Annotated in this window: 26 protein-coding genes; 16 read left to right on the top strand and 10 right to left on the bottom strand. The window is 38.7% G+C overall.

The genetic code is table 11. The annotated features are described in order from the left end of the window. The first annotated feature begins 16 nt into the window (after window positions 1-16). From RQ359_RS08625 to RQ359_RS08650, 6 genes are read left to right on the top strand one after another with little or no spacing between them, the layout of a single operon-like run. Window positions 17-322, top strand: a complete 306-nt coding sequence (locus tag RQ359_RS08625; protein ID WP_054837935.1) for a hypothetical protein — start codon at window positions 17-19, stop codon at window positions 320-322. Next, entirely contained in the window at window positions 303-1,094 is a 792-nt protein-coding gene (locus RQ359_RS08630) for an HAD-IIA family hydrolase (protein WP_083476905.1), read from the top strand. The genes RQ359_RS08625 and RQ359_RS08630 overlap by 20 nt, the downstream gene beginning before the upstream one ends. A 44-nt stretch (window positions 1,095-1,138) precedes the next feature. After that, on the top strand, window positions 1,139-2,839 hold the full coding sequence (locus RQ359_RS08635) for a succinate dehydrogenase flavoprotein subunit (RefSeq protein WP_054837934.1): 1,701 nt from the start codon (window positions 1,139-1,141) through the stop codon (window positions 2,837-2,839). Window positions 2,840-2,882: 43 nt separating this feature from the next. Continuing rightward, a complete protein-coding gene (locus RQ359_RS08640) occupies window positions 2,883-3,863 on the top strand; it encodes a succinate dehydrogenase/fumarate reductase iron-sulfur subunit (RefSeq protein ID WP_054837967.1) in 981 nt (326 codons plus the stop codon). Further along, window positions 3,860-4,732, top strand: a complete 873-nt coding sequence (locus tag RQ359_RS08645; RefSeq protein ID WP_054837933.1) for a CoB--CoM heterodisulfide reductase iron-sulfur subunit B family protein — start codon at window positions 3,860-3,862, stop codon at window positions 4,730-4,732. The genes RQ359_RS08640 and RQ359_RS08645 overlap by 4 nt, the downstream gene beginning before the upstream one ends. Next, the gene (locus RQ359_RS08650) at window positions 4,732-5,100 is read left to right on the top strand and encodes a succinate dehydrogenase (protein WP_156016858.1); all 369 of its coding nucleotides are present in this window, start codon (window positions 4,732-4,734) and stop codon (window positions 5,098-5,100) included. The genes RQ359_RS08645 and RQ359_RS08650 overlap by 1 nt, the downstream gene beginning before the upstream one ends. A gap of 273 nt (window positions 5,101-5,373) precedes the next feature. On the opposite strand, the gene RQ359_RS08655 is transcribed toward RQ359_RS08650, so the two are convergent. From RQ359_RS08655 to RQ359_RS08665, 3 genes are all read right to left on the bottom strand, one after another. Next, window positions 5,374-6,735: a vWA domain-containing protein gene (locus RQ359_RS08655; protein WP_156016856.1), complete on the bottom strand. Its 1,362-nt coding sequence runs from the start codon at window positions 6,733-6,735 to the stop codon at window positions 5,374-5,376. Continuing rightward, complete coding sequence (locus RQ359_RS08660; protein ID WP_156016854.1) at window positions 6,732-7,880, bottom strand: AAA family ATPase; 1,149 nt, start codon at window positions 7,878-7,880, stop codon at window positions 6,732-6,734. Before RQ359_RS08660 ends, RQ359_RS08655 begins: the two co-directional genes overlap by 4 nt. A 205-nt stretch (window positions 7,881-8,085) precedes the next feature. After that, complete coding sequence (locus RQ359_RS08665) at window positions 8,086-8,550, bottom strand: hypothetical protein (protein WP_054837931.1); 465 nt, start codon at window positions 8,548-8,550, stop codon at window positions 8,086-8,088. Window positions 8,551-8,667: 117 nt separating this feature from the next. On the opposite strand from RQ359_RS08665, the gene RQ359_RS08670 reads away from it, so the two are divergent. The 7 genes from RQ359_RS08670 (at window position 8,668) to RQ359_RS08700 (ending at window position 14,913) form a co-directional block, all read left to right on the top strand. Continuing rightward, entirely contained in the window at window positions 8,668-9,471 is an 804-nt protein-coding gene (locus RQ359_RS08670) for a helix-turn-helix transcriptional regulator (RefSeq protein ID WP_083476904.1), read from the top strand. Between the two features lie 67 nt (window positions 9,472-9,538). Then, complete coding sequence (locus tag RQ359_RS08675; protein WP_054837929.1) at window positions 9,539-10,048, top strand: hypothetical protein; 510 nt, start codon at window positions 9,539-9,541, stop codon at window positions 10,046-10,048. A 310-nt stretch (window positions 10,049-10,358) separates the two neighbouring features. Further along, window positions 10,359-10,823 (top strand): single stranded DNA-binding domain-containing protein, encoded by a 465-nt coding sequence (locus tag RQ359_RS08680; protein ID WP_156016852.1) that lies wholly within the window; start codon window positions 10,359-10,361, stop codon window positions 10,821-10,823. Then, window positions 10,823-11,137: a PqqD family protein gene (locus RQ359_RS08685; RefSeq protein WP_054837928.1), complete on the top strand. Its 315-nt coding sequence runs from the start codon at window positions 10,823-10,825 to the stop codon at window positions 11,135-11,137. The genes RQ359_RS08680 and RQ359_RS08685 overlap by 1 nt, the downstream gene beginning before the upstream one ends. 26 nt (window positions 11,138-11,163) lie before the next feature. Further along, complete coding sequence (locus RQ359_RS08690; protein WP_156016850.1) at window positions 11,164-12,807, top strand: molybdopterin-binding protein; 1,644 nt, start codon at window positions 11,164-11,166, stop codon at window positions 12,805-12,807. Window positions 12,808-12,875: 68 nt separating this feature from the next. Further along, entirely contained in the window at window positions 12,876-13,787 is a 912-nt protein-coding gene (locus tag RQ359_RS08695) for a homoserine kinase (protein WP_338116980.1), read from the top strand. Next, window positions 13,780-14,913 carry an aminotransferase class I/II-fold pyridoxal phosphate-dependent enzyme gene (locus tag RQ359_RS08700; protein WP_156016848.1) on the top strand — a complete coding sequence of 378 codons (1,134 nt, stop codon included), beginning with the start codon at window positions 13,780-13,782 and terminating at the stop codon, window positions 14,911-14,913. Before RQ359_RS08695 ends, RQ359_RS08700 begins: the two co-directional genes overlap by 8 nt. On the opposite strand, the gene RQ359_RS08705 is transcribed toward RQ359_RS08700, so the two are convergent. Then, window positions 14,897-15,211, bottom strand: a complete 315-nt coding sequence (locus tag RQ359_RS08705) for a hypothetical protein (protein ID WP_156016846.1) — start codon at window positions 15,209-15,211, stop codon at window positions 14,897-14,899. The genes RQ359_RS08700 and RQ359_RS08705 overlap by 17 nt on opposite strands. Continuing rightward, window positions 15,190-15,699, bottom strand: coding sequence for a hypothetical protein (locus RQ359_RS08710; RefSeq protein ID WP_054837925.1), 510 nt, complete (start codon window positions 15,697-15,699; stop codon window positions 15,190-15,192). Before RQ359_RS08710 ends, RQ359_RS08705 begins: the two co-directional genes overlap by 22 nt. Before the next feature lie 268 nt (window positions 15,700-15,967). On the opposite strand from RQ359_RS08710, the gene RQ359_RS08715 reads away from it, so the two are divergent. Continuing rightward, window positions 15,968-16,507, top strand: coding sequence for a hypothetical protein (locus RQ359_RS08715; protein ID WP_054837924.1), 540 nt, complete (start codon window positions 15,968-15,970; stop codon window positions 16,505-16,507). Here the strand turns inward: RQ359_RS08715 and RQ359_RS08720 are convergent. From RQ359_RS08720 to RQ359_RS08740, 5 genes are all read right to left on the bottom strand, one after another. Next, on the bottom strand, window positions 16,481-17,032 hold the full coding sequence (locus RQ359_RS08720) for a KH domain-containing protein (protein ID WP_054837923.1): 552 nt from the start codon (window positions 17,030-17,032) through the stop codon (window positions 16,481-16,483). The genes RQ359_RS08715 and RQ359_RS08720 overlap by 27 nt on opposite strands. After that, on the bottom strand, window positions 16,953-17,798 hold the full coding sequence (locus RQ359_RS08725) for a serine protein kinase RIO (protein ID WP_156016842.1): 846 nt from the start codon (window positions 17,796-17,798) through the stop codon (window positions 16,953-16,955). Before RQ359_RS08725 ends, RQ359_RS08720 begins: the two co-directional genes overlap by 80 nt. Before the next feature lie 2 nt (window positions 17,799-17,800). Continuing rightward, window positions 17,801-18,130, bottom strand: a complete 330-nt coding sequence (locus RQ359_RS08730) for a translation initiation factor aIF-1A (RefSeq protein ID WP_156016840.1) — start codon at window positions 18,128-18,130, stop codon at window positions 17,801-17,803. Window positions 18,131-18,359: 229 nt separating this feature from the next. Then, window positions 18,360-19,550, bottom strand: a complete 1,191-nt coding sequence (locus RQ359_RS08735) for a thiolase family protein (protein ID WP_156016838.1) — start codon at window positions 19,548-19,550, stop codon at window positions 18,360-18,362. Between the two features lie 34 nt (window positions 19,551-19,584). Further along, the gene (locus RQ359_RS08740; protein WP_156016835.1) at window positions 19,585-20,841 is read right to left on the bottom strand and encodes a tRNA (N(6)-L-threonylcarbamoyladenosine(37)-C(2))-methylthiotransferase; all 1,257 of its coding nucleotides are present in this window, start codon (window positions 20,839-20,841) and stop codon (window positions 19,585-19,587) included. A 44-nt stretch (window positions 20,842-20,885) separates the two neighbouring features. Here RQ359_RS08740 and RQ359_RS08745 point away from each other — a divergent pair, with 44 nt between their 5' ends. Further along, window positions 20,886-21,305, top strand: a complete 420-nt coding sequence (locus tag RQ359_RS08745; RefSeq protein WP_054837922.1) for a translation initiation factor IF-2 subunit beta — start codon at window positions 20,886-20,888, stop codon at window positions 21,303-21,305. 6 nt (window positions 21,306-21,311) lie between these two features. After that, complete coding sequence (locus RQ359_RS08750; protein ID WP_156016831.1) at window positions 21,312-21,608, top strand: DUF424 domain-containing protein; 297 nt, start codon at window positions 21,312-21,314, stop codon at window positions 21,606-21,608. The last annotated feature ends 10 nt before the right edge of the window (window positions 21,609-21,618 follow it).

Raw genomic sequence — 21,618 nt, forward strand, 5'->3', positions numbered from 1 at the left:
AATCTATATAACTGGGGTGAAAAAAATTTTCTTAGATAAAGTTAAACTAGGAGCTCAAAAAATAATTGAAAATGATTTAGTAGATTGCAAGTTATATGTAGTCAAGTTTAATGATGAGGAAAGTTATTTAGTGTTTATTTTTCAAGGTGCAAAATCAAATTATTTTAAATTAACCTTACCCTTCACGGGGAAATGGACTTGCGAAAACGCTCTATACTATCCATATGGACTTTTTGGGTTCTTCCTAAATGACGAAGATCTCAACTTTAAACTGAAGGAAAAGATAGACATATTGAGGCAATTTGAATCTAGGCAAGTATGACTTAATAGTTAGTGACGTTGACGGAGTAATATTAATGGAAGGAGAACCAATATGGGAAAACATAAAGGCACTAAGGGAACTGACTTCTAAAGGTAAAAAGCTAGCTCTTGTGACTAATAATTCTGGTTTTAATAGGGTCTTACTCTCTAGGCAAATATCTTATCTGGGCCTGGACGTGAATCCTTCCCTCATAATTACAAGCTCAGTCTCTGCAGCTACTTATCTTAAGGAAAGAGGCAACGTTCAAAGTGTCTTCGTGGTTGGAGAAGAAGGCTTGTCTGATGAACTTAAAGGGTTTGGTTTCAAGGTACTAACGGTAAGTGATGCCAATGAAAACTTACCAGATAGCGTAGTTGTGGGTTTAGATAGACTTAGCAATTACGATAAATTATCTTTAGCTATGAGATGTATTAGCAAAGGATCTCTCTTCGTAGCAACTAACATGGATAAGCTATGGCCTTCAAAGGAAGGACTTAAGTTGGGGGCTGGAGCTTTAGTTAAGGCAATTTCCTTTGCGCTAAACAGGGAACCTGATTTCGTAGCAGGTAAACCTAATCCGTGGATGTTAAAGGTAGTAATGGAAAGGTCAGGCGTTACGGATAAAGATAGAATAGTGGTGATCGGAGATCAACTGGAGACAGACGTAAAGATGGGAAATGATGAAGGAATAGATACTATTTTGGTTCAAACTGGAATATCTAAGGAGGAAGACATAGATAGGGTCATGATAAAACCTACTTATATTGTAAACAACCTTCTTGATTTGCTCTAACCTTACTAATGTTTTTAAACATCTTTCCGCAATTGTTGTATGAAATGGAGAAACTCTCTTATGACGCAATAGTTCTAGGTGCAGGTCTATCGGGTCTCATGGCGGCTCATGAGATAGGTAGGGACGGCTTTAAGGTAGCTATAATTTCCAAGGTATTTCCAACTAGATCTCATTCATCATCGGCAGAGGGAGGAATCGCAGCTTATATACCAGGTAATTCTGATCCCAACGACGACCCTGACTACATGACATACGACACAGTTAAAGGAGGGGATTATCTGGTAGATCAGGACGCTGCCGAGCTCCTTTCTGCCAAATCTGGAGAAATAGCAATGACCATGGAAAGATGGGGAACTCTTTTCAATAGACAACCTGATGGGAGGGTAGCCGTAAGGTACTTTGGGGGTCAAACGTATCCTAGGACTAGATTCGTGGGAGATAAGACTGGTATGGCTTTACTTCATACTATATACGAAAGAACCTCTGGGCTAGATGTTGACTTCTATAACGAATGGTTTGCGCTTGATTTGATCAAGGACGGAGATCGGGTAAGAGGGATTATAGCAATGCAGATGAAGAGCATGACTCCAGTATTCTTCGAGGCCAAAGCAGTGGTTATGGCAACTGGAGGTATGGGTATGCTTTACAGACATTCCACTAATAGTTACATAAATACTGGCGACGGCTATGCCATGGCTTTGAGGGCTGGAGCTGCGTTAAAGGATCCGGAGTTTGTTCAATTCCACCCTACAGCACTTTATCCTTCAGATATTCTCATAAGCGAAGCAGCAAGAGGAGAGGGGGCAGTTCTAATAAACAACAAAGGAGAGCGTTTTATGAAAAGGTATGCTCCTAACAAGCTCGACTTAGCCCCCAGAGATATAGCCTCAAGGTCAATTTTAACTGAAGTGAAAGAAGGAAGAGGCTTCCCTGGAGGTTTCGTAGGTCTAGATTTAACCCATCTGGGTCCAGATTACATTAAGGAGAGGCTAGCTTTAGCCTACGAAGCAGCGAAAAGCTTCTCCGGAATAGATGCTACCGTAGAACCTATTCCAGTGAGGCCAGCTCAACATTACTACATGGGAGGAATTGACGTAGATATTACTGGAACTAACCACGATTTGAGGGGTCTCTTTGCAGCAGGTGAGGCAGCTTGTGTTTCGGTCCACGGAGCCAACAGGCTGGGTTCAAACTCTCTTCTTGAAACCTTGGTGTTTGGAAGGGAAACTGGAAAGACTGTAGCAAGTTTTCTTAAGTCAACAACTTCTCCATCAAGTTCTGTAGATGAAGGAGAGTTGGAGAAACTAGTCAATGATGCGTACTCTTTTGTGAAAAGTGAGTCTGGAGTGCACTTCGGTGAGATTCAGAACAAGCTAAGAGATGTGATGTGGGATAAGGTCGGTGTATTTAGGGAAGAGAATGGAATGATAGAGGCAGTAAAGGAAGTAAAGGAGTTAAGACAACAGACCTCCAAGATGTACGTAAACGACAAGAGCAAGACCTACAATACCGAGTTCTTCAATGCCTTAGAGTTGAGGAACATGATGGACCTAGCAATTGTTATATCTTCTGCAGCGTTGAACAGGAAGGAATCAAGAGGAGCTCACTATAGGCTAGACTACACACAGAGGGATGACGAGAATTGGCTAAAGCACACAATTTCTTACCTCAGAGGAAACACGGTAGAGATTGGATATAAACCAGTTAAGATGACCAAATGGAAACCAGAATTAAGAGTGTATTAGGTGATGTGAGATGGTACAAGCAAACCAAGTTACGGAAAAATCGATGGAACCTAAATCCTCCGCAATAAGAAACGAGGAAAAGGAAATCATAGTTAAGGTAAAGAGGTTCTCTCCAGACAAGGGAGAATGGTGGCAGGAATACAAGCTAACGGTAGATCGTTTTACACAAATGACCGAAGTACTCAGGAGAATAAAGACGGAGCAGGATCCATCCTTATCTTATAGAGCAGCTTGTCACATGGCTGTTTGCGGAAGCTGTGGAATGAAAATTAATGGTGCTCCTATGTTAGCTTGTAAGACCTTGGCATTACAGTTAATCAATGAATACGGATCTAACGTAATAACCTTGGAACCCATGGAATGGTTCCCTAGAGTTAAGGATTTGGTGGTGGATCTTGACGACTTCTACGAAAGGATGTATAAGGTCAAACCTAGATTATATCCATCAAAGGAAGTTCTGGACGGCAAAGCTGAACATCGTTTAGTTCCAGAGGATCAAAGGGAATTGTGGAAGTTCGCTCAGTGTATATGGTGCGGGTTATGTGTTTCTTCATGTCCCTCGGTAAAGAACGATCCAGAATTCCTTGGCCCAGCGGCCCACGCTAAGGGATATAGGTTCCTTGCAGATCCAAGAGATACTATAACCGAAGAAAGAATGAAAATATTGATAGATAGTTCCTGGCGTTGTACATATTGTTATCAATGCTTCAACGTATGTCCAAGGGATATAGAGCCAGTTACAACCATAAAGAAAACAAGGGCATGGAGCAGCAAGATGAAGGATAAGACGAAGGTAGTGGAAACTGGAGAGAAACATGTAAACGCCATAGCCGACACAATAAGGAGATCTGGGAAGCTGCTCGAAGCTGAAGTCTATCTAAGAACATATGGCCTAGTTCAAGCAATGACTGACATGGTGTTTATGATAAAGAGCGGTAGAATGAAGTATGCTTTGATTAAGGAAGTGCCTATCAAAGGCTTAAATGATATAGAGAAAATAATGACCCTTGGTGAAAATGAATGAAGGTTGCATACTATCCTGGTTGTGCGACTCACGGCCTATCAAAGGACGTGGATATTGCTACAAAAAGGGTAGCTGAAGTCTTAGGAATTGAGCTGGTAGAGGTTGAAGACTGGAACTGCTGTGGAGGAGGTTTCCTTGATGAGAAGGATGAGGAAGCTCATGTTGCTCTGAACTTGAGAAATCTTTCCAATGTAGAGAAAATGGGACTGGACAAGATGGTAACTCCGTGTAGCGTTTGTTTGGGTAGCCACAGATTAGCAACCTATAAGTACAACGAAAATAAGGACTTAAGGAAGAGAGTAAATAAAAGAATTGAAGGAACTTCGATCAATTACAATAACAAGGCAACAGCGGAACATCTAGTCTGGGTCCTAGTGAGGGATGTTGGAATTGAAACTATTAAGAATCACATTACAAAACAACTGACAGGATTGAAGGTAGGATCCTATTATGGTTGTCAAATGCTTAGACCAGAGCAGATCATGGGATTTGAACTCTCCTTTAAACCTCACTCTCTCCAAGATCTAATATCAGTTACTGGAGCTACTCCCGTTCCTTTCCCCATGATGACTGCGTGTTGCGGATTTCCATTAATGGGTAGCAATCCTAAGGGAGGCCTTAAACTAGCCTTCAATGTGCTAAACTCTGCAAAGACAAGTGGAGCAGATATAATGATTCATCCTTGCTCTTTATGTCATCTTCAACTTGATACGTTACAGGACAAGGTGAAGAGCGAGTTCAAAGTAAGTTGGACTCTTCCAGCCATTTACGTGACCCAACTACTGGGTCTCTCCTTCGGACTTTCTCCCGAAGAATTAGGCATAGGTAACTACGCTAAGGAAATCCTTAAACAAAAAGGTGTTATTTGATGGAAACTAAGAAGATTGAGGAAATCCTAAAGTCAGAGGGTGCAAAATTCAAGGATTGGTACGATGTAAGGGAAACTCCTGAGCGCCGTCCATTTGCAAAGGAGTTGGAGTATGAAGTTCCAGGTCTATTTAACGGGAAAGTTCATCTTAGAAATAATGGGGATTTTTACATCTTTATAGTTTCTAAGGACGTATTCAATTGGAAAGCCAAGGTTAAGGAATTGAAACTTAAGGGCGAAGTAGTTGATGCTGCAGGTGGATTGATGTGGATATATGAGGAAAATTACGACTGGTTGAGGGACGATATAAAATTTTTAAAAGACTATATAAAACAACTACGTGAGTCCCTTCAGCATCAGAAACATTGAGGCTATTATTTTTGATTTCTCATACAACGTTAGAAAATTTTTCTTCTAACATAAAAACATATAGAGCGAACATTGCGACTTATATGAACATTTTGTATTTTAACTTCCTTTGATCAAACATCTTCCCATTTTATCATTAAGAAAGATGAGGCCTCAACCTCATCCTCCCGTGTGACTCACGGGCGTTAGTTGAGTATAGCCGTCGCCTATTATAATATAGCTAAAACAATCTATAATAAAAATAGCGTATATATTTATTAGTAAGTTTTCACTTTACGCTTCTACCACACGAAGTAGATCATCATGATCCAACTTATATGTAGCTAAATATGTGTCAGCAACTCTCCTTAAATCGGCGTTATCTCCTCTTATCATTACTGCAACCAAAGTAGAATTGGAATCCCTTAAAGATCTTCTAACTGTGGTTTCTGCTATTTTGTCTTCTCCATCAGTTAGAAGGATTATTTCGCTGACTCCTTTTACATGTCCTTCTTTTATATCTTCGCAGGCAGAAATTACGGATCTGCTTATGTCTGTACCTCCTCCTCCCCTTATTTTACCTATATACTCTATCATTTTGATTATATCTTTGCTCTTAGCATTTCTCATTACCTTAATTAGAGGATATGGTATGTTATCAAAGAATCTGAGATAAAAGTCACGGTTTTCTCTCCTTGCTCTGCTATATAGAGCTAGCGCAACAGCCTTAGCCCATATTATCTTTTCACCATCCATGCTACCGCTTTTATCTAGCAACAAGTAAATAGGCCCAACGCTTTCCTTTACTTGTTTTTGGTAAAGCAGAACTTGACCTTCAGCTAGCTTAAGATAGAACAATTCATCAGGTAGGGCTAGCTCGGAGGAAACTATTCTTTCTATATCATCACCTTCTTCATATCCAAATAGTTCTCCTCTAGAGTATCTCGTAGTCTTCTTCTTAGATATGGAACCTAACTTTGGAAGTCCGCTTAGGAATTCTAAGATTTTTCTTATTTCAGTGTTTCTAGAGAGCCTTAGTACCTCGTGTATTTCTCCCTCAAAGTTAAGCATACTTCCTGTACCTGCTCCGTTTCCTCCAACGATCTTCTGCATGTTCTTTACTGCGTTAGCATCCTCCATTGCTTTTGACATCGCCTTTTCATGTGCTTGTTTGAGCAGTTTCTCCAAGTTTTGTTGGGTATTCTTATCTCTGGCTCTCTGTTCTCTTCCTTGCCCTGACGAAGCGTTTTTCATTAAGCCGTTCAATATCTGTTCGGCAGCATCTCTTTCCTCCTGCGACTGTGAAGTTCTCTTTATTTTCTCTAGTTCCTCAATCAGGTGTTGCATATAGCTAACTGTTAATGCTACGCTTACGGCTGAGTTCGCAATGGAGTATTCCCTGTTCTTTATTACAAGATCAGATGATACTATAGAATTGAGCAAAGAGTACATAACGCCTTTATCTTCTGGTACATCAGATTTGGTTGACATCAACGGTAATGGGAGATAATGAATGTAGAAAGTGTCAACAAGAAAGCTTGGGTCTAGTTGCATTTCACGTCCAGATACCTTCTTTAGTGTGTATAGTATTCTTTCTCCTCTGAACTTCACTATCGGATCTTCATAATCTACTCCTCTTAACATTCCATCGCTCATGGATATATCCCCAGCTTCCTGGCTACCCTTTCCATGAGTCTATCTATTTCGTCTAATACTTCCTTTGAGAAGGATTCCACTTTTTCATCTCCGCTCTCTTTCCCTAACTGGACTATCCTGTCTCTTGTGGCCTTTAAGGTTCTGATAAGTTCTACTAACCTAGGGTCAGTTTCGGTGGCTGCATCAACGTACTTAGCAGCTTCCTTGATGTTATTGTAGATTTCGTTAAGTTCTTTCATGTACTTTATAGGTGTCTTCAATTCTTCTGAGAGTAGAGCCGAAACTTTCTCGAAGTCATCTAGTTCTCTGGGAGCAATATATTTAAGTACAATTAGGTCCTCTTCATTAGCCTTAAGTCTTCCATTCAATATGGAATGTGCTGATACCACCTTTAGAACTTTTCCTTTTCTTCTATCTGTTAGATGTATTCCCTTTTCTTCTAACATTGCGTAAATTTTAAGTAATTTACTTTTTACTCCCGACAAATCTACTTGAGACAAGTAAGAATAAAGCTTATCCAAATGCTCTACAGACATGACTGGCTCCTTTACTGCCCACTTACTTGTGAACTCTATTTCCCATGCCGAGTCAATGAGCTGTCTCCACATGTCTTCACCTATTGGTTTTGCATAATGTCTTAACAGAAGCCTATCATATAAAGCGTCGAGCTCGGGCTCGTCGGGAATCCTGTTGCTAGCACTTATTAAAGTTCTCAGAGGAACTTTAATTACGTTATAGCCATCATATATTACTCTCTCGTTTAATAGTGAGAGTAAAGCGTTCAGAATTGCGGAGTTAGCATTGAATATCTCGTCAAGGAAAGCTACTTCGCTTTCTGGCAACCTATCCTTGGTTATTCTTCTATAAATTCCCTCCTTCAAGGAATTTATGTCCAGAGCGCCAAACAACTCTGCAGGTTCTGTGTATTTAGTGAGGAGGTACATGAAGAATTTAGCGTTCATCAACTCAGCTGCTCTTCTAGCTAAAGCGGATTTGGCTGTTCCGGGTTCGCCTATTAAGATGACGTGTTCTTTGGTTAGTAAAGCCAAGGTCAATACTTTTGCCTCCTCCTCTCTACCAACGAAAGGTATCATCAAGGATTCCATAAACTTTTTAGGCAAATCTAGGAAATCTTTCTCGCTCATTTCTGTCTCTTCTAATCTCTCATTAACGGCTTATAAACAAAAATTAAGAATTGACGTCATCTTTTTGCTAAATCACGAAATAATTTAATTTTTTATATAAAAATAAATTTAATTAAATTAAAGTTGGACACATATTGCCAGTTTTTGAAAATTGTATATTTTTAGATTGTCTCAAAAATATTGAGGCTGAAATAATAATCTAATATCAATTATTATTATTAATATATTCAATATATAGATTTAAATTATTAATTATCTGACTCTGATTTAAGTTCGCATAGGTTTCCCCTGAGACGAACATGGTTACTGTTCTATCGTCTTTGTTCAATTTGACCATGGCTGTAGTCTCGTTCAGGGTAAGCTCAATTGTTTTGTGATCCTTGAGCTGTATAAGAACGAATAATTGCTTGAAACCATAAGGGTTAATTCCTATTATATATTTACCCTCGTTTAATATATTTAAATTTAGTTTAGTTTCAAAAGAGAAAGAATAAAGTGACGAATTAGAGTAATTAGCCTTGTATGTTATAGAGACATTACTTATTGGAATGATAGTTTTGTTTGTACCTCCGTTGACGTTAGGGTGGAGTGTAGTATATAGCTCTACGCCCAATATTACATTAGCTATTAGCGTAATGATAATTAACGCCACAAGCAAGTGTTGTCTCATTTCGTCAATATATATGATCCTTTTGTTTGGCTTAAAAGGAATCTTTTGGAACGTTGGTGGAACAATTTATTTCTATATAAAAGTTTTTTAATTGCCTGAGATGGATCATTTAGTTGAATGTTGAAGACGCTGTTAATCATTATCTTCATCATGATTTTTATGTTGACCTTTAATGTTAACTCTTCTACTTTAATTCTATATTATAACGGTACTGTTATATCTCACGTAGTTGACCAGAAGTGTGAAAGTCTTGTTGGCAATAATATTTCTGATCTTGTAGTTTACGGCTCTAAGTATAATATTTCAAATAATAAAATTTACTTCTATAACATAACTAATATTACAATTAAATATGAAACTCATTTCCAGCCTGGCGTAGTAGACGTGAAAGAACCTTACGTCATGAATATTACAGTAATAATTCCAGACAACTTTACATTAAATTACGTAGATCCTTCTCCATCATCTTTTCAGGTAGTGGGGAAAAACTATTATATACAATTTAATTCATCTAATATTACTTTATTGTATTCTTCTATTATCTCTACTAAATCTAAAGAAAATAGCTTAAGTTTATTTTATATATTAATTTTTATTATAATTACAGTTAATATACTATTCGGATATTTAATATATAAAGAAAGAAAAGTGATTAGAATAAAGAAAAATCAAGATATTTCGACAGAAATAGAGAGCGGAACGGAAGTGGAACTCCCTGAGGACCCTCACTTAAACGATAGGGATATTATGGTTCTAGAGGCAATAAAGAAAGGCAATATAACTTTATCAGATATTGTAAAATATACTAAATTGCCTAAAACAACAACGTACAGGAGAATTAAGAAGTTAATTTCCCTAGGTTACATAAAGGAAGTAAAGAAAGACGGAAGAATATTTTATATAATTGATGATAAAAAATAACGGTTTCATTCTTCGTTCCGTGGTAGTTCCTTAAAGGGTTGTTCTTGGTAGCATAGTTTAGGTAAATATGTCAAAAATCTGGTTAATCGGGATCTTCATCCCTTTAACTCTATTGGGAATAGCAGCAGCTGGTACAATTTTTTCTGGATCATTAGCTAATGTTAGTTATATCATTCATGGAAATAGTAATACATCAAGCGACACGATATTGCCTGCTAATATTAACCTAGGAAACCTAACTGCAGGACAGAGCGGAAACTATAGCGCCGTTGCTTCGATGGAAATTCATAGTCCAGGCTACTACAAATTTGAACTAAATAATGACGTATTAAAAGGAGAATTCTCTAACTTTACTGCAGTTATAAAATTTGCAAATTATACAGTAATCTTAACTTCGGATCATAATAACAATAATGATCATCATAAAGCGGACTCTCATGATGAGGAGAAAGTGTATTTACAGCCCGGTAACTACAGCGTTACTATATACATATATTATCAAGTATCGAACTATGCTCATAGCATGACTGTAAACGGATCTACTTTAATCACTGTCAATGAGGAAGATAATTCATAACATAGTTGTTATTAAGAAAGGTTTTCTTTTTTTAATAAATAAGGTATAATACTTCTTGTTTATATTATTGAGATTTAGTCTCATATGGAAATTTCTTCTACTTTTTTATAGTTGATACTCTTTAATGGTAGAGGATTTACATTATTCTTTAGCTAGCGTATATACAAGACAATGAACCTCTTTATTCAATAGTAGCGGAATACGAATGAAGGAATTAATTAACGCTAAAAATACCTTGATAACCTTCTTAAACAAACTTTTTAAATGCGGTCTACGAGGTTAGTTAAATAAATCGTAAGAGTCGAGTAGTATGGTAGAAAAAATAGGTAATTTAAAACCTGGAATGGAAAGTATTTCTATAGTTGTAAGGGTTCTTCAGGTTTCTGAACCCAAGGATATACAAACCAAGAATGGTCCCAGAACAATAAGCGAAGTAATGGTAGGAGATGAAACTGGTAGGGCAAAGCTTACAATCTGGGGTAAGCAGGAAGAGCCTCTGAAGGAGGGTTCGGTGGTTAAAATAGACAATGTATGGACTACAGCGTTTAGAGGACAAGTTCAGCTTAACGCTGGAAGTAAATCGACATTTTCTGAGTCTGACGAAGAAATACCGGAGGAGTCGGAAATACCTGAAACAATACCAGAAGCACCTCAGGACTACGCGCCTCCTAGACGCAACTTTAACAGGGGAGGAGGCCGAAGATTTGGAGGTTATAGACAAGGAGGTTACAATAACTACGGCGGAAGAAGAAGGAACGAAGGGGAAGAGGAGTAATGGATTTTAATGAAGTAAAAGAAAAGAAGCCAACTAAGAAGGGCGAATTTTTAGACATGGCCGAAGACGGTCAAAACTTCATGATAAAACTGGGAGATGACAAGGTATTCGAAGTTCATCCTATAGCTTACTATGTATGGTCTTTATGTGATGGTTCTACAAGCGTTGAAAATATTGTAAATAAGATAGAAGAAGAATTAAAGAAGGAATCCGAAGATGAGGGTAAAGAGAACGAGATAAGTAAAGATCAGTTAATTGAACCCGTAGTAACTATATTAAATGAGTTGGAGAAAGCCTCTTTAATTATATTTTAAATCTATTTTCTAGTTCATATACATCAATGAGGTCTATTTTAAAGGATTCTTCCCTAATAAGTAGTGAGGAAGCAATAGAGAAATTTAAGCTAGTTCCTAAGCCGAGAATGAAGGAAAAAGAAATACCCTTAGATGAAGCCTTAGGAAGGGTTATATCCAGAGATATCTATTCTCCGATCGACTTACCTTCCTTCTCCAGATCTACCGTTGACGGATATGCAGTAAAGAGTTCATGTACCCCTTCCTCATTTACCTTGAAAGGCAAGATAAACATAGGTGAGAATTCTAAAATCAGTATCGACACTTGTGAAGAGGCAGTGGAAGTTGATACTGGAGCTATGATACCTGAAGGTGCAGACGCAGTAGTTAAAGTAGAGGACGTAGAGGTAATTGAAGGTAAGATAATAGTAAAAAATAAGGTAAGTTTTGGGCTAAACGTAGGGTGGATAGGCAGCGATCTTCCTGCTGGAATTAAAGCAATCCGAAAGGGAACCTTGGTATCACCTGAAGTGATAGGTCTCCTTTCTGCAATGGGTAAAACTAAGGTTTACGTTTTCGCGAAGCCAAAGGTTACAGTGATCAGTACGGGGGACGAGTTGGTTCCACCGGGAGAAGAACTAACTCTAGGAAAAGTTTACGAGTCAAATATGTTCTATCTTAAGGCCGCGTTGAGCGAAGACGGTTTTGAGGTACTCAATCTGGAACAAGTTAAGGACGATTATGAAGCTATTAAAAACGCTATATCCAGTGCAGTGGAAACATCTGATCTGGTGATCACAACTGGAGGTACAAGTGCGGGGGAGAGGGATTACGTCTACAGAGTTATCAATGAATTAGGTCAAATGATATTTCATGGCATTAAGTTCAAGCCTGGTAAACCAACATTCCTCGGGTTAATACGCGGAGTTCCTGTTGTAGGCCTTCCAGGAAATATGGTGTCTTCAATAATGGTTTATCGTAAGGTAGTTAGACCTGCGTCACGGCTTCTATTTAATGCTCAGATTAAGGAGAACTCGACGTTAGAAGCTATATCGCTAATTGACGTAAAGGCTGACAGCAAAAGGTTCACTTACGTACCTGTTTTATTGTTGAGGAAAGGAAATGAATATTTCGCCTTACCTTTAAAGTTCGACAGTTACATGATCGGCACTTTTTCCATGGCACATGGTTACATAGGTTTAACAGAAGGCTCTTACGTTAAGGAGGGCGAAAAGATCAAGGTAGAAGTAACTAGCTTTCATGACGATCCTGTGATTATAGGTGAAGAGGATCCGCTCTTAACCAATCTTGACGCTTCAGTTTATCCTTTAGGAAGCTATCCAGCAATTAAGATGTTGGAGCATAATGTGGGTGACCTCCTCGTAATTAGTTCGCTTTATAAAAAGCCTTCACATTTCGATCTAGAAATAAAAAGAGACTTGGTGACTAACGGAAATGGGAGTTGTGTAGGTTATGATGATTGGGTCTCGCTTTCTAAGCTAGTTAATAACCCTTCTATAAAGTTGAAATATAGATCTCTGGCACCTCGTTTTATAGGAAAAGCAAAGGTGATATCTAATGACGCGTTCATCAAAGGAGAAAAAATAGGCGAGGAAAAGATTTACTTTGTAGCGCTAACCGATAAAGGAATAGACTTAGTTAAAGTTATAAAGAATAAAATAGAAAATTAAATTCTAGATCTTAATTTGTCTAGTTCATAGGCAGGAGTGCTTAAATTCGTGCTATCCCTTTTTCTTCCGTGGTATGTAAAAGATCTATAGCATACTCAAGCTCGGCTAACTTAGGGTCAGGTTTCGACATACTTTCCGTGGCTCATGATGCTTTCTATGACGAAGTTGAAGCATGCACGTCAGAGGGTGGATTAAGGGTTGTAATGACAGATAATAGTAACATACCCGAAGATCCCACTAAGAATTCAGCGGGATTTTCAGTTTTGTCACTAATGAAGGATTATGGGATAAAGGAAGGGATTATCCTGAAAGTAAAGAAGGGAATACCTGCAGGTTTAGGTTTAGGTAGCAGCGGTGCATCTGCTGCAGCAGCAGTAGCAGCAGTTAATTCTTTGTTCTCTCTAGGTCTAAGCAAGGATTCCATGGTTAAGTATTCCATGTTAGGCGAGGGAGCAATAGCGGGATCTCCTCATCCAGATAATGTCGCGGCAAGCATTTTCGGTGGTTTCGTTGCAGTCCTCGGAGAGAGGACAGTTAACCTCAACGTGAATTATGACTTCAAGTTCATACTTTTCATACCTTCAATTGAAGCTAAGGATAAGACAAAAAAAGCAAGAGAGTTAGTTCCGAAAACTGTAGATATGTCAAGTTATGTTAAAAATATGAGATTCGGATTCTCTCTTATGCTTGGACTTGAACGCGGAGACAGGAAACTCATTTCAAATGGACTAAATGACGAAATAGTGGAGAAAGCTAGGTTACCTATGTTTCCTTTCTATCCTGAGCTAAAGAAGATCTCCCTTTCACATAATGCCATAGGGGCATGTGTAAGCGGAGCAGGTCCTTCGATATTAGTTTTAGTTGACCATGAATCTGAGATAAAGGCTATAGAAGAAGAAGGCAAAAAATTGATAGCGTCATTTGGATATTCAGCTCAGGTAAAAGAAGCTAAAATTGCAGGTGGTGTGAAGGTTGAATGAGTCTACAAAATCTGTAAACGAAAGCGTAGACAAAGAAACTGGTGCAATAACAACTCCTATTTACCAGACTGTTGCTTTTGAGTTTCCAGAGGGCGAAAAATATAGATATTCACGTGAAGCTAATCCGACTATCTGTGAGTTATCTAGGAAAATAGCCCAACTGGAAAATGCAGAAATGGGGGTTTCCTTCTCCTCTGGAATGGGCGCAATTTCAACTACGCTATTTCATTATGTATCTCCTGGTAAAGTGGTAGTAATACACAAGGACATGTTCGGCAGGTCCTTTAGGTTTTTCAATGATTTCCTACGTGGCTGGGGAGTCAAGATCGAAGTATCTCCAGTAGGTTCATCTTCCTTAATAGAGTTAATAGAGTCGCTTAAGAGAGTCGATGTTGTCTTCCTAGAGAGCATTACGAACCCTCTCTTGAGAGTCCTTGACGTAGAAGAGATCTCAAAGGTAGCCAAGGAGAAAGGAGGATCTATAATAGTAGACAACACTTTTGCAACTCCCATCAATATGAAGCCTATTGATCTAAATGCTGACGTAGTCGTAGAGAGTGCTTCAAAGTTCATAGCTGGTCATAATGACGTAATAGTAGGGTTAGCTGCAGGCCCAAAGGAAGTGATGACAAAGGTGGATCTAATAAGGCGAACTATGGGTACATCCCTAGATCCTCATACTGCTTATTTAACAATAAGGGGCATGAAGACCTTAAAGATCAGAATGGACGTTATAAACCGTAACGCGATGACCATAGCTGAATTCCTAGAGGACCATCCGCGCGTATCTAAGGTATACTACCCCGGACTTAAGTCACATCAAGACTTTAACATTGCATCACGTATTTTGAAGGGATTCGGAGGAGTAGTCAGCTTTGATGTGAAAGGGACTGCAGATGACGCAATCAAAGTAATGAAGTCTCTTAACGTCATAGTGGCAGCTCAAACGTTGGGAGGAGTAAATTCAGTAATCTCGCATCCCCCCTCTATGAGTCACCGTACGCTATCTCCGGAGGAGAGAAAAGCCGTAGGAATCAGTGAATCTCTACTTAGGCTTTCTGTAGGAATAGAAGATGCGAACGATCTAATAGAAGATTTAGATAAAGCACTTAAAGGGCTGTCCTAACTTCCCTTTTTATCTCCTCCTCTAGAAGAGCCTTTATATCCTGTCTATGAAGCCGACTTAAGTGTAGATACAACCCTTTTTTTGTGAAAGGTCCTTTATTGCAGATTTTACAATACAAAAGTGAATTTTGAGAAGACGTAAGCCAGTAAGAAATGCTATCAGTAACTCGAAAAGCTATCTCTCTTGATGAAATACCTACTAACTTTATAATTTCCTGATTATCAATTTTTATATGACAAGCTTTTTTAATAGTTACATCGACCAACTTCTCAGCAGTTATTGAGATTCCTGAGTCCATTGTCTATCACGTACTGAAGATATTCCTATCGCTATTACAACTGCGGAGATCAGACCATTTAATCTATCTCTTTCTAAAAATCTAGCCAATTTGTTTATATCTACTCCTAAGGCAGTTAAAATTCTTTCGCATCTAACCTCTACATCAGCCTGGTCCATGGTTGGTATACCAAGGTCAGTTTTCCTTTTGAACTCTAGAATTACATCCAGAGAGTAACCTAATTCATCCTCTGATATCTCATCTAAAATTCTCGTTATCCTCTTGTTTATCATATCTCCGATGGCTTCTACCATGCCGGGGATGTAGGATATGGGAGACATTTCGACGATCCAAAAGTCAACGTACTTCCTTACCGTTTCTTGAAGAGAGGAATCCCATTCTCCCAACTGCTCTACTACTGATGAAGCACTCACTATGTGGGCCACTGCCTCACCGATTTTCAAATCAAAGTCTGAAACGTAAGATCTCGAATCTATACCTACGCTCACGCTATTTCACTCAATTCATGATTTCCCTGGCTTATTTTTAAGAGACATGTAACCGATAATACTCCATCATTGGATAGACGAGGAGTCCTTGGTATTTTCTTCGACTAACGGTAGCTCAAGAACCCCATGGTTTATATAATATATATCAACGATGGAGCTCAGATTCTTGCTACTGTTTTTTAAAAAGAAGCAACGTGACCTTCTTTTTCATTACGTTTTTCGTATCCTTTATCTAAGCTTATATTCTTTGAGGATATTTATTACCTCTGTGAATACGCTGGATGAGTTGAAATCTGAGTATAACTTTTCCGATGAGGAATTAGAGTACGCCTTGTCCAGAGCAAAGGGGATAATATTTGGTTTCGCAATGGAATACAGAGCTCGCAGGATATTGGAAGATATGAAATTCACAAACATAAGATCAGTTGATATGCCGACTCATGATATAGAAGCTGACAAAGAAGGTCAAACTTTCTATATCGAGGTAAAGGCTACAAAGAGGTCTCCTACGAAAGAGTACAGTGCATATAAAATAGCAATGATAGCTACATTAGACGGACCTCATTTAACTCTACTTATGAAGCCTGAGCCAAGTTTACTTGTTACTGAGGAAATCTTGAGCGAACCTAAAAGGATACTCCTTCGATTCTTTAGGTTAATCTACGAGGGAAAAACTGAGGATATATTAACTTTCATTGAGGATACTCACAACAGAGAAGTTATCTCGTCTTACGGCAAGGTGATAAAGAACGTTACATCTAGGATGAAAGGCGTTGATGAGCTAGATTTCATAAAACTTGTTACTTGATCTTTTTAGCTTATCCATCTTGTACTGCATTAGCTCTTTCTCTGCTCTGTCTAAATATTTGTACACTGATTGATGTTCCTTACCCACGATAATTAACTCTACGGCCTTTCTTGCTACGCTAACTTGATCAAAGGGACCTATGAAAGAGATGTAGTTTTCATGAATTGACATAATTACACCGGTATATTCTTCGATGAACTTTCTGGTCTTTCCCTTCTCTCCTATTACCCTAGCTTTTATCCTTCTCATATCATCTTGATCCTTACCCGTTATGTCCTTCAAATCTATTGTTTCCAGTTCATATTCATCGCTCAGAAGTTTAAGAGCGTCGGAAACGTTGAAACCTAAACCTATGGCCTTTATTACGTTAGTTGCCTTCATGGCGTCGTAAGGATTTCCCTTTGGGATTACATTATATGTCTTCGTTCTTTCATCGAAGGTAATTTCAGAGCTGGTCATCTCTCCCAGTCTCTGGATTATCTTGTTTACTTCCTGTATCTTCTGATCCTCCACAGTTATGAACATCTAAATCACCTAGAAGATTAGAAAGGAACGAATCAGTTCCTTGCACTTCTATCCCTTTGTTAGCAAAGAACCTATTAATGTTTTCCACATCGTTCTTTAACAGTTCTAACGATTTATCATGTTCTATGGGAAGGGCTTGGCTTACGTCAATAATGTAAGGCTTTTTATCTTTAACTAGTATGTTGTATTCGCTTAGATCACCGTGAACGAGCCTTGCTTTCTTTATCATCTTAGTAATCTGTTCTAAGATATCCATGTAAACATCCTCATTTATTTCATCGTCTGGCAATTCCTTGAGGAGCGGTGCCCTTACTCCATTCTCGCCTATAAAGTCCATTACCAATATATTCCTGAAGAATATGTAAGGTTCTGGAACCCTAACTCCAGCGTCAAACATGTCCCTTAAGTTCCTAAATTCCTTCTTTGTCCAGAGTTCTACCAGGCTTCTTGTACTTCCTACTTTAGCTCCTTCAAATCTGTAATCCCCTTTAGTGTATTTGATTAGAGCCTTTTTACTCTGTGCTGTAGATACGTAAAAAACCTTCAAGGCGTAGAACTTTCCTTTAAAATCCTTCGCAGGATATATTTTAGCCTCCTTTCCAGAGGAAATAGATCCAAAAATCTCTTCTAAATTGAGCTTTTTAGAAACGAGCATGAGGCCGTTGTAAGTAGCCGTGTCAATAGCTGAATCTACTACCTTAAACAGATCCTCATCCTTTCTTCGTTTTTCTTCTTTCTTCTTGAAATCAAGAGGCTTTTTTGGCATAATTAACCTCTTAGTTGATCTAGAACTTCCCTTGAAACTACCTTTTCTTCAATTAATCTCTTTATATCATCGTTATTATACTTGTAAGTTATATCACACTTGTTGGGTTGAAAGTCCCATATTCCTACCAAAACTACGTCTCCTTCCCTCATCCAGACCTTCTTTCTGATTTTTCCAGGTATTCTTGCCATTCTCTCTTTGCCATCTAAACAGCTGACCACTATGTGATCTCCGCCTAACATCTTCTTAACTACACAAATAGCCTCCCCATCACCGGGTTTTGGTACGTTTCTATTGCTTGGAATTTCTGGTTGCTTAACTTTTTTAGACAACTAGTTAACCACCTATCTGCCTATTTATAGGGAATGTTACATAAAAAATTATTTACGACTTCTTCAAACTTGCCTTTTTAATATTTTTGTATTCTTTAGGAAAAATACTGTTAAAATAGGCATATGAATGTAGTGAATCAAAGAAACTATCTTTTTTCTGTTCATAAAGTTAATAAATTAATATATGTGCTTATATATGAAATGAAAAATATAAAGTAATAATGTAAAATTACATCTTTCTTAGCAACTCAATTGCGATAGCAGTAGATCCTCCTGTACCATGGCATATGCTTGCAATTCCCTTCTTTCCATCCATCTTACTGAGAACGTTAATCAGGGTAGTAATTATCCTGGCACCGCTGGCTCCTATAGGATGGCCTATAGCTATCGCGCCTCCAAAAACGTTTAACTTATCATAAGGTATTCCTAGATATCTGTTAGCTAATACGCTGTTTACTGCGAATGCCTCGTTGTTTTCGAAGTAATCGAAATCCGTTATTTCAGCGTTGAGTTTCTTTAGCAATTTTTTAACTGCAAATATCGGTGCTTCTGTAAATTTCCAACTTTCTATTCCAGCCCAACTGTAGCCTAAAACTTTTGCCAACGGTTCTAATCCTCTTTCCTTTGCTGCCCTCTCGCTCATTAGAACCATCGCGGAAGCTCCGTCCGAAAGCTGGGAGGAGTTGCCTGCGGTATGGAAGCCATCTTGAGTAAATGCTGGCCTTAACTTCTCTAGCTTTTCTAAGGAAGTATCCGGCCTTATTCCTTCATCTACAGTAATTTTCTGTCCGTTAATCTCTACATTAACTAATTCGTCTTTCATCAATCCCTTTACTGTTGCTTCATATGCTCTCTTTTGACTTTGATAAGCAACCTCGTCTAATTCCCTCCTAGTAAAGTCATGTGACTTAGCAACCATGTCGGCTTCCTGTCCCATGAGCTTCATGTTGAACGGATCAGTTAATCCGTCCATTTGCATGGTGTCAATGAACTCTACCTTGTTTGGTGGCATTATGGTCTTTACACCCCACCTAATGTTACTTCTAACTGCGAGCATAGATTGGCTCATACTTTCTACGCCTCCTGCTACAACAACGTCAGCATCTCCGCTCTTTATCATTTGGACGGCGTTCATTACGCTCATCATACCCGAAGAGCAAACCATGTCGACGGAGTATCCGTCCACCTCCATAGGTATTCCAGCCTTGACTGATGCTTGTCTAGCAACATCTTGCCCGTGCCCTGCTCTAAGTATATTTCCCATTATGGTGATCTCTACGTCTTTAGGATCAACCTTACCTCTGTAAAGTGCTTCCTTTATGGTAATTGCTCCAAGATCCGCTGGGTGAATATCTCTATATGCTCCGCCGAACCTACCTATTGGAGTTCTCACGGCTGATACAATGTATACGTTTTCCATCAATAGAAGAGAGTATTTATACTATTTAAACTTTTTAAATTAAATGCCCCTTTAGATCGAAGAATGACGCTTCGTCTATTCTAACATTAACTCTCTTGCCTAGATCAGTGCTATCTCTTATAACGACGGGTATGTAATTCAAAGTTCTACCTATTACAGAGCCTTTCTTACCTATCTCTGTTAAAACTATGCTAGCGTTCTTACCTTCATATTCTTTATGAATGGATAGTGAAATACCTTCGTATAATTTGTATGCTATTTCCATTCTTTCCTTCTTTATCTTATCAGGAATCTGGGGCATTGATGCACTTCTAGTGTTAGATCTCATGGAATAAATTGCAAGATGTATTCTCTCAAATCTTAAGCTCTTCATCAGCGATAACGTATTCTCGAATGCATTTTCGTCCTCTCCGGGATGCCCAATAATTATATCCGTAGTGACATTTATATATGGTACCTTGTTCCTAAGTTCCTTAACCATGGAGATGTATTGATCTATTGTATATTTTCTGTTCATGATCTTTAACACATTATCATCACCGCTTTGAACCGGCAAATGGATGAACTTATAGACCTTTTCATGTCTAAGCACTTCTATTAGATCGTCAATAATTGATTGGGCTTGCTCTGGAGTCATCATGCCTATTCTAACCATGAAATTACCTTCTAGGTTAGTTACTTCCCTCACAAGATCTGGTAATCTAATTTTCCCGCCAAAGTCAAGTCCATAAGCTGATGTGTCTTGTCCCGTGAGTTCTAGTTCTATCGCGCCCCTTGAAAGAGCAAACTTAGCTGACTCCAGTATAGAACGCAAAGGATAACTCCTCAGCTTTCTTCTAGCTAATTTAGTTATACAAAAACTGCAATCTCCCGCACATCCATCTGCAATTGGCAATATGCCTATTTTTCCTTCCATTACATGCGGGGTCATTGATGCCCTTTCTCCGTTCAGTATTGACTTTACTTTTCCGTCGACGATGTCTTGGATTCTCTCGATTGCTTGGGGTCCTATTAGCGAGGCTTCTGGTGCTACGCTCAGGACAGTGCCAGGCTCTGCACCGCTCATGCACCCTGCAACAACTAGCTTCTTGCCTAGTTTTCTTAGTTCTCCAATCCTTTTCTTCATTCTTTCCTCTGTTTCGAGCCTCACCGCACAAGTGTTTATTATTATAACGTCAGCTTCATCTGGTCTTTCAACAAACTCCCTATCCTTAAGTATAGTCTTCATTATCAGTGTATCTCCCTTATTCAAAGTGCATCCGTATGTCTCAAAGTAAATCTTCTGAGCCAAATCCTATCATCATTAATTTAAACCCGGGTGTTAATAGGGTTAGTGTGAGTACGGAGAAAGAATATTTATCTTTGCTAGATAGGCTCTACTCGAAGGTTCCAGAGAGGGCTAAGAAACAAGGTATTCAAGCTCTGCCTGAACTTGTAGTATATAATATAGGAAATACTACAATAGTTAAGAACTTCGGAGAATACTGTGACAGATTAAGAAGGGATGTTAAGACATGCACGAAATACTTGCTTAAAGAACTTGCAGCTCCAGGGACAGCTGAGGGAAACGGTCAACTGGTTATACAAGGTAAGTTCTCTTCCCAAGTTATTAACACCCTTATGGAGAGGTTCATTCATTCTTACGTTCAGTGTATGACCTGCAAGAGCATAGATACAGTTCTCAAGATGGACAAGAAGGTTTGGTACATATCGTGTTTAGCATGTGGAGCACAGACGCCAATAAAGCCCCTGTGATCCTTCATGAAGGTTCACATTAATATAATAAGGTCACAGGGATACGTTCTCATAAACCTTTGCGAGGAAGGGCTACTAGGAAAGAGGTTCAGGGAAAATGACATGGTGTTAGACGTTAATGAGAAGTTTTATGGAGGCGATTTAGTGGAATCTGATTATGCCTTAGGTCTAATAGATGAAGCTACCGTAATGAGCATAGTGGGTTCTTCCCTAGTAGAAGAGGCTGTAAAAAAAGGTATAGTACATAAAGACGGAGTAAGGGAAATAAGTGGAGTAAAAATAGCTCAAGTTTACAACCTTTAAGGGGATTCTC

Source organism: Sulfuracidifex metallicus DSM 6482 = JCM 9184 (assembly GCA_032834875.1).
Classification (GTDB): domain Archaea; phylum Thermoproteota; class Thermoprotei_A; order Sulfolobales; family Sulfolobaceae; genus Sulfuracidifex; species Sulfuracidifex metallicus.

Excerpts from the sequence above, each read along its gene's own strand:
- RQ359_RS08635 (WP_054837934.1), top strand. The coding sequence starts at position 1,139 with ATGGAGAAACTCTCTTATGACGCAATAGTTCTAGGTGCAGGTCTATCG.
- RQ359_RS08640 (WP_054837967.1), top strand. The coding sequence starts at position 2,883 with ATGGAACCTAAATCCTCCGCAATAAGAAACGAGGAAAAGGAAATCATA.
- RQ359_RS08645 (WP_054837933.1), top strand. The coding sequence starts at position 3,860 with ATGAAGGTTGCATACTATCCTGGTTGTGCGACTCACGGCCTATCAAAG.
- RQ359_RS08650 (WP_156016858.1), top strand. The coding sequence starts at position 4,732 with ATGGAAACTAAGAAGATTGAGGAAATCCTAAAGTCAGAGGGTGCAAAA.
- RQ359_RS08655 (WP_156016856.1), bottom strand. The coding sequence starts at position 6,735 with ATGAGCGATGGAATGTTAAGAGGAGTAGATTATGAAGATCCGATAGTG.
- RQ359_RS08660 (WP_156016854.1), bottom strand. The coding sequence starts at position 7,880 with ATGAGCGAGAAAGATTTCCTAGATTTGCCTAAAAAGTTTATGGAATCC.
- RQ359_RS08665 (WP_054837931.1), bottom strand. The coding sequence starts at position 8,550 with ATGAGACAACACTTGCTTGTGGCGTTAATTATCATTACGCTAATAGCT.
- RQ359_RS08670 (WP_083476904.1), top strand. The coding sequence starts at position 8,668 with ATGTTGAAGACGCTGTTAATCATTATCTTCATCATGATTTTTATGTTG.
- RQ359_RS08675 (WP_054837929.1), top strand. The coding sequence starts at position 9,539 with ATGTCAAAAATCTGGTTAATCGGGATCTTCATCCCTTTAACTCTATTG.
- RQ359_RS08680 (WP_156016852.1), top strand. The coding sequence starts at position 10,359 with ATGGTAGAAAAAATAGGTAATTTAAAACCTGGAATGGAAAGTATTTCT.
- RQ359_RS08685 (WP_054837928.1), top strand. The coding sequence starts at position 10,823 with ATGGATTTTAATGAAGTAAAAGAAAAGAAGCCAACTAAGAAGGGCGAA.
- RQ359_RS08690 (WP_156016850.1), top strand. The coding sequence starts at position 11,164 with ATGAGGTCTATTTTAAAGGATTCTTCCCTAATAAGTAGTGAGGAAGCA.
- RQ359_RS08705 (WP_156016846.1), bottom strand. The coding sequence starts at position 15,211 with ATGGACTCAGGAATCTCAATAACTGCTGAGAAGTTGGTCGATGTAACT.
- RQ359_RS08720 (WP_054837923.1), bottom strand. The coding sequence starts at position 17,032 with ATGTTCATAACTGTGGAGGATCAGAAGATACAGGAAGTAAACAAGATA.
- RQ359_RS08725 (WP_156016842.1), bottom strand. The coding sequence starts at position 17,798 with ATGCCAAAAAAGCCTCTTGATTTCAAGAAGAAAGAAGAAAAACGAAGA.
- RQ359_RS08735 (WP_156016838.1), bottom strand. The coding sequence starts at position 19,550 with ATGGAAAACGTATACATTGTATCAGCCGTGAGAACTCCAATAGGTAGG.
- RQ359_RS08750 (WP_156016831.1), top strand. The coding sequence starts at position 21,312 with ATGAAGGTTCACATTAATATAATAAGGTCACAGGGATACGTTCTCATA.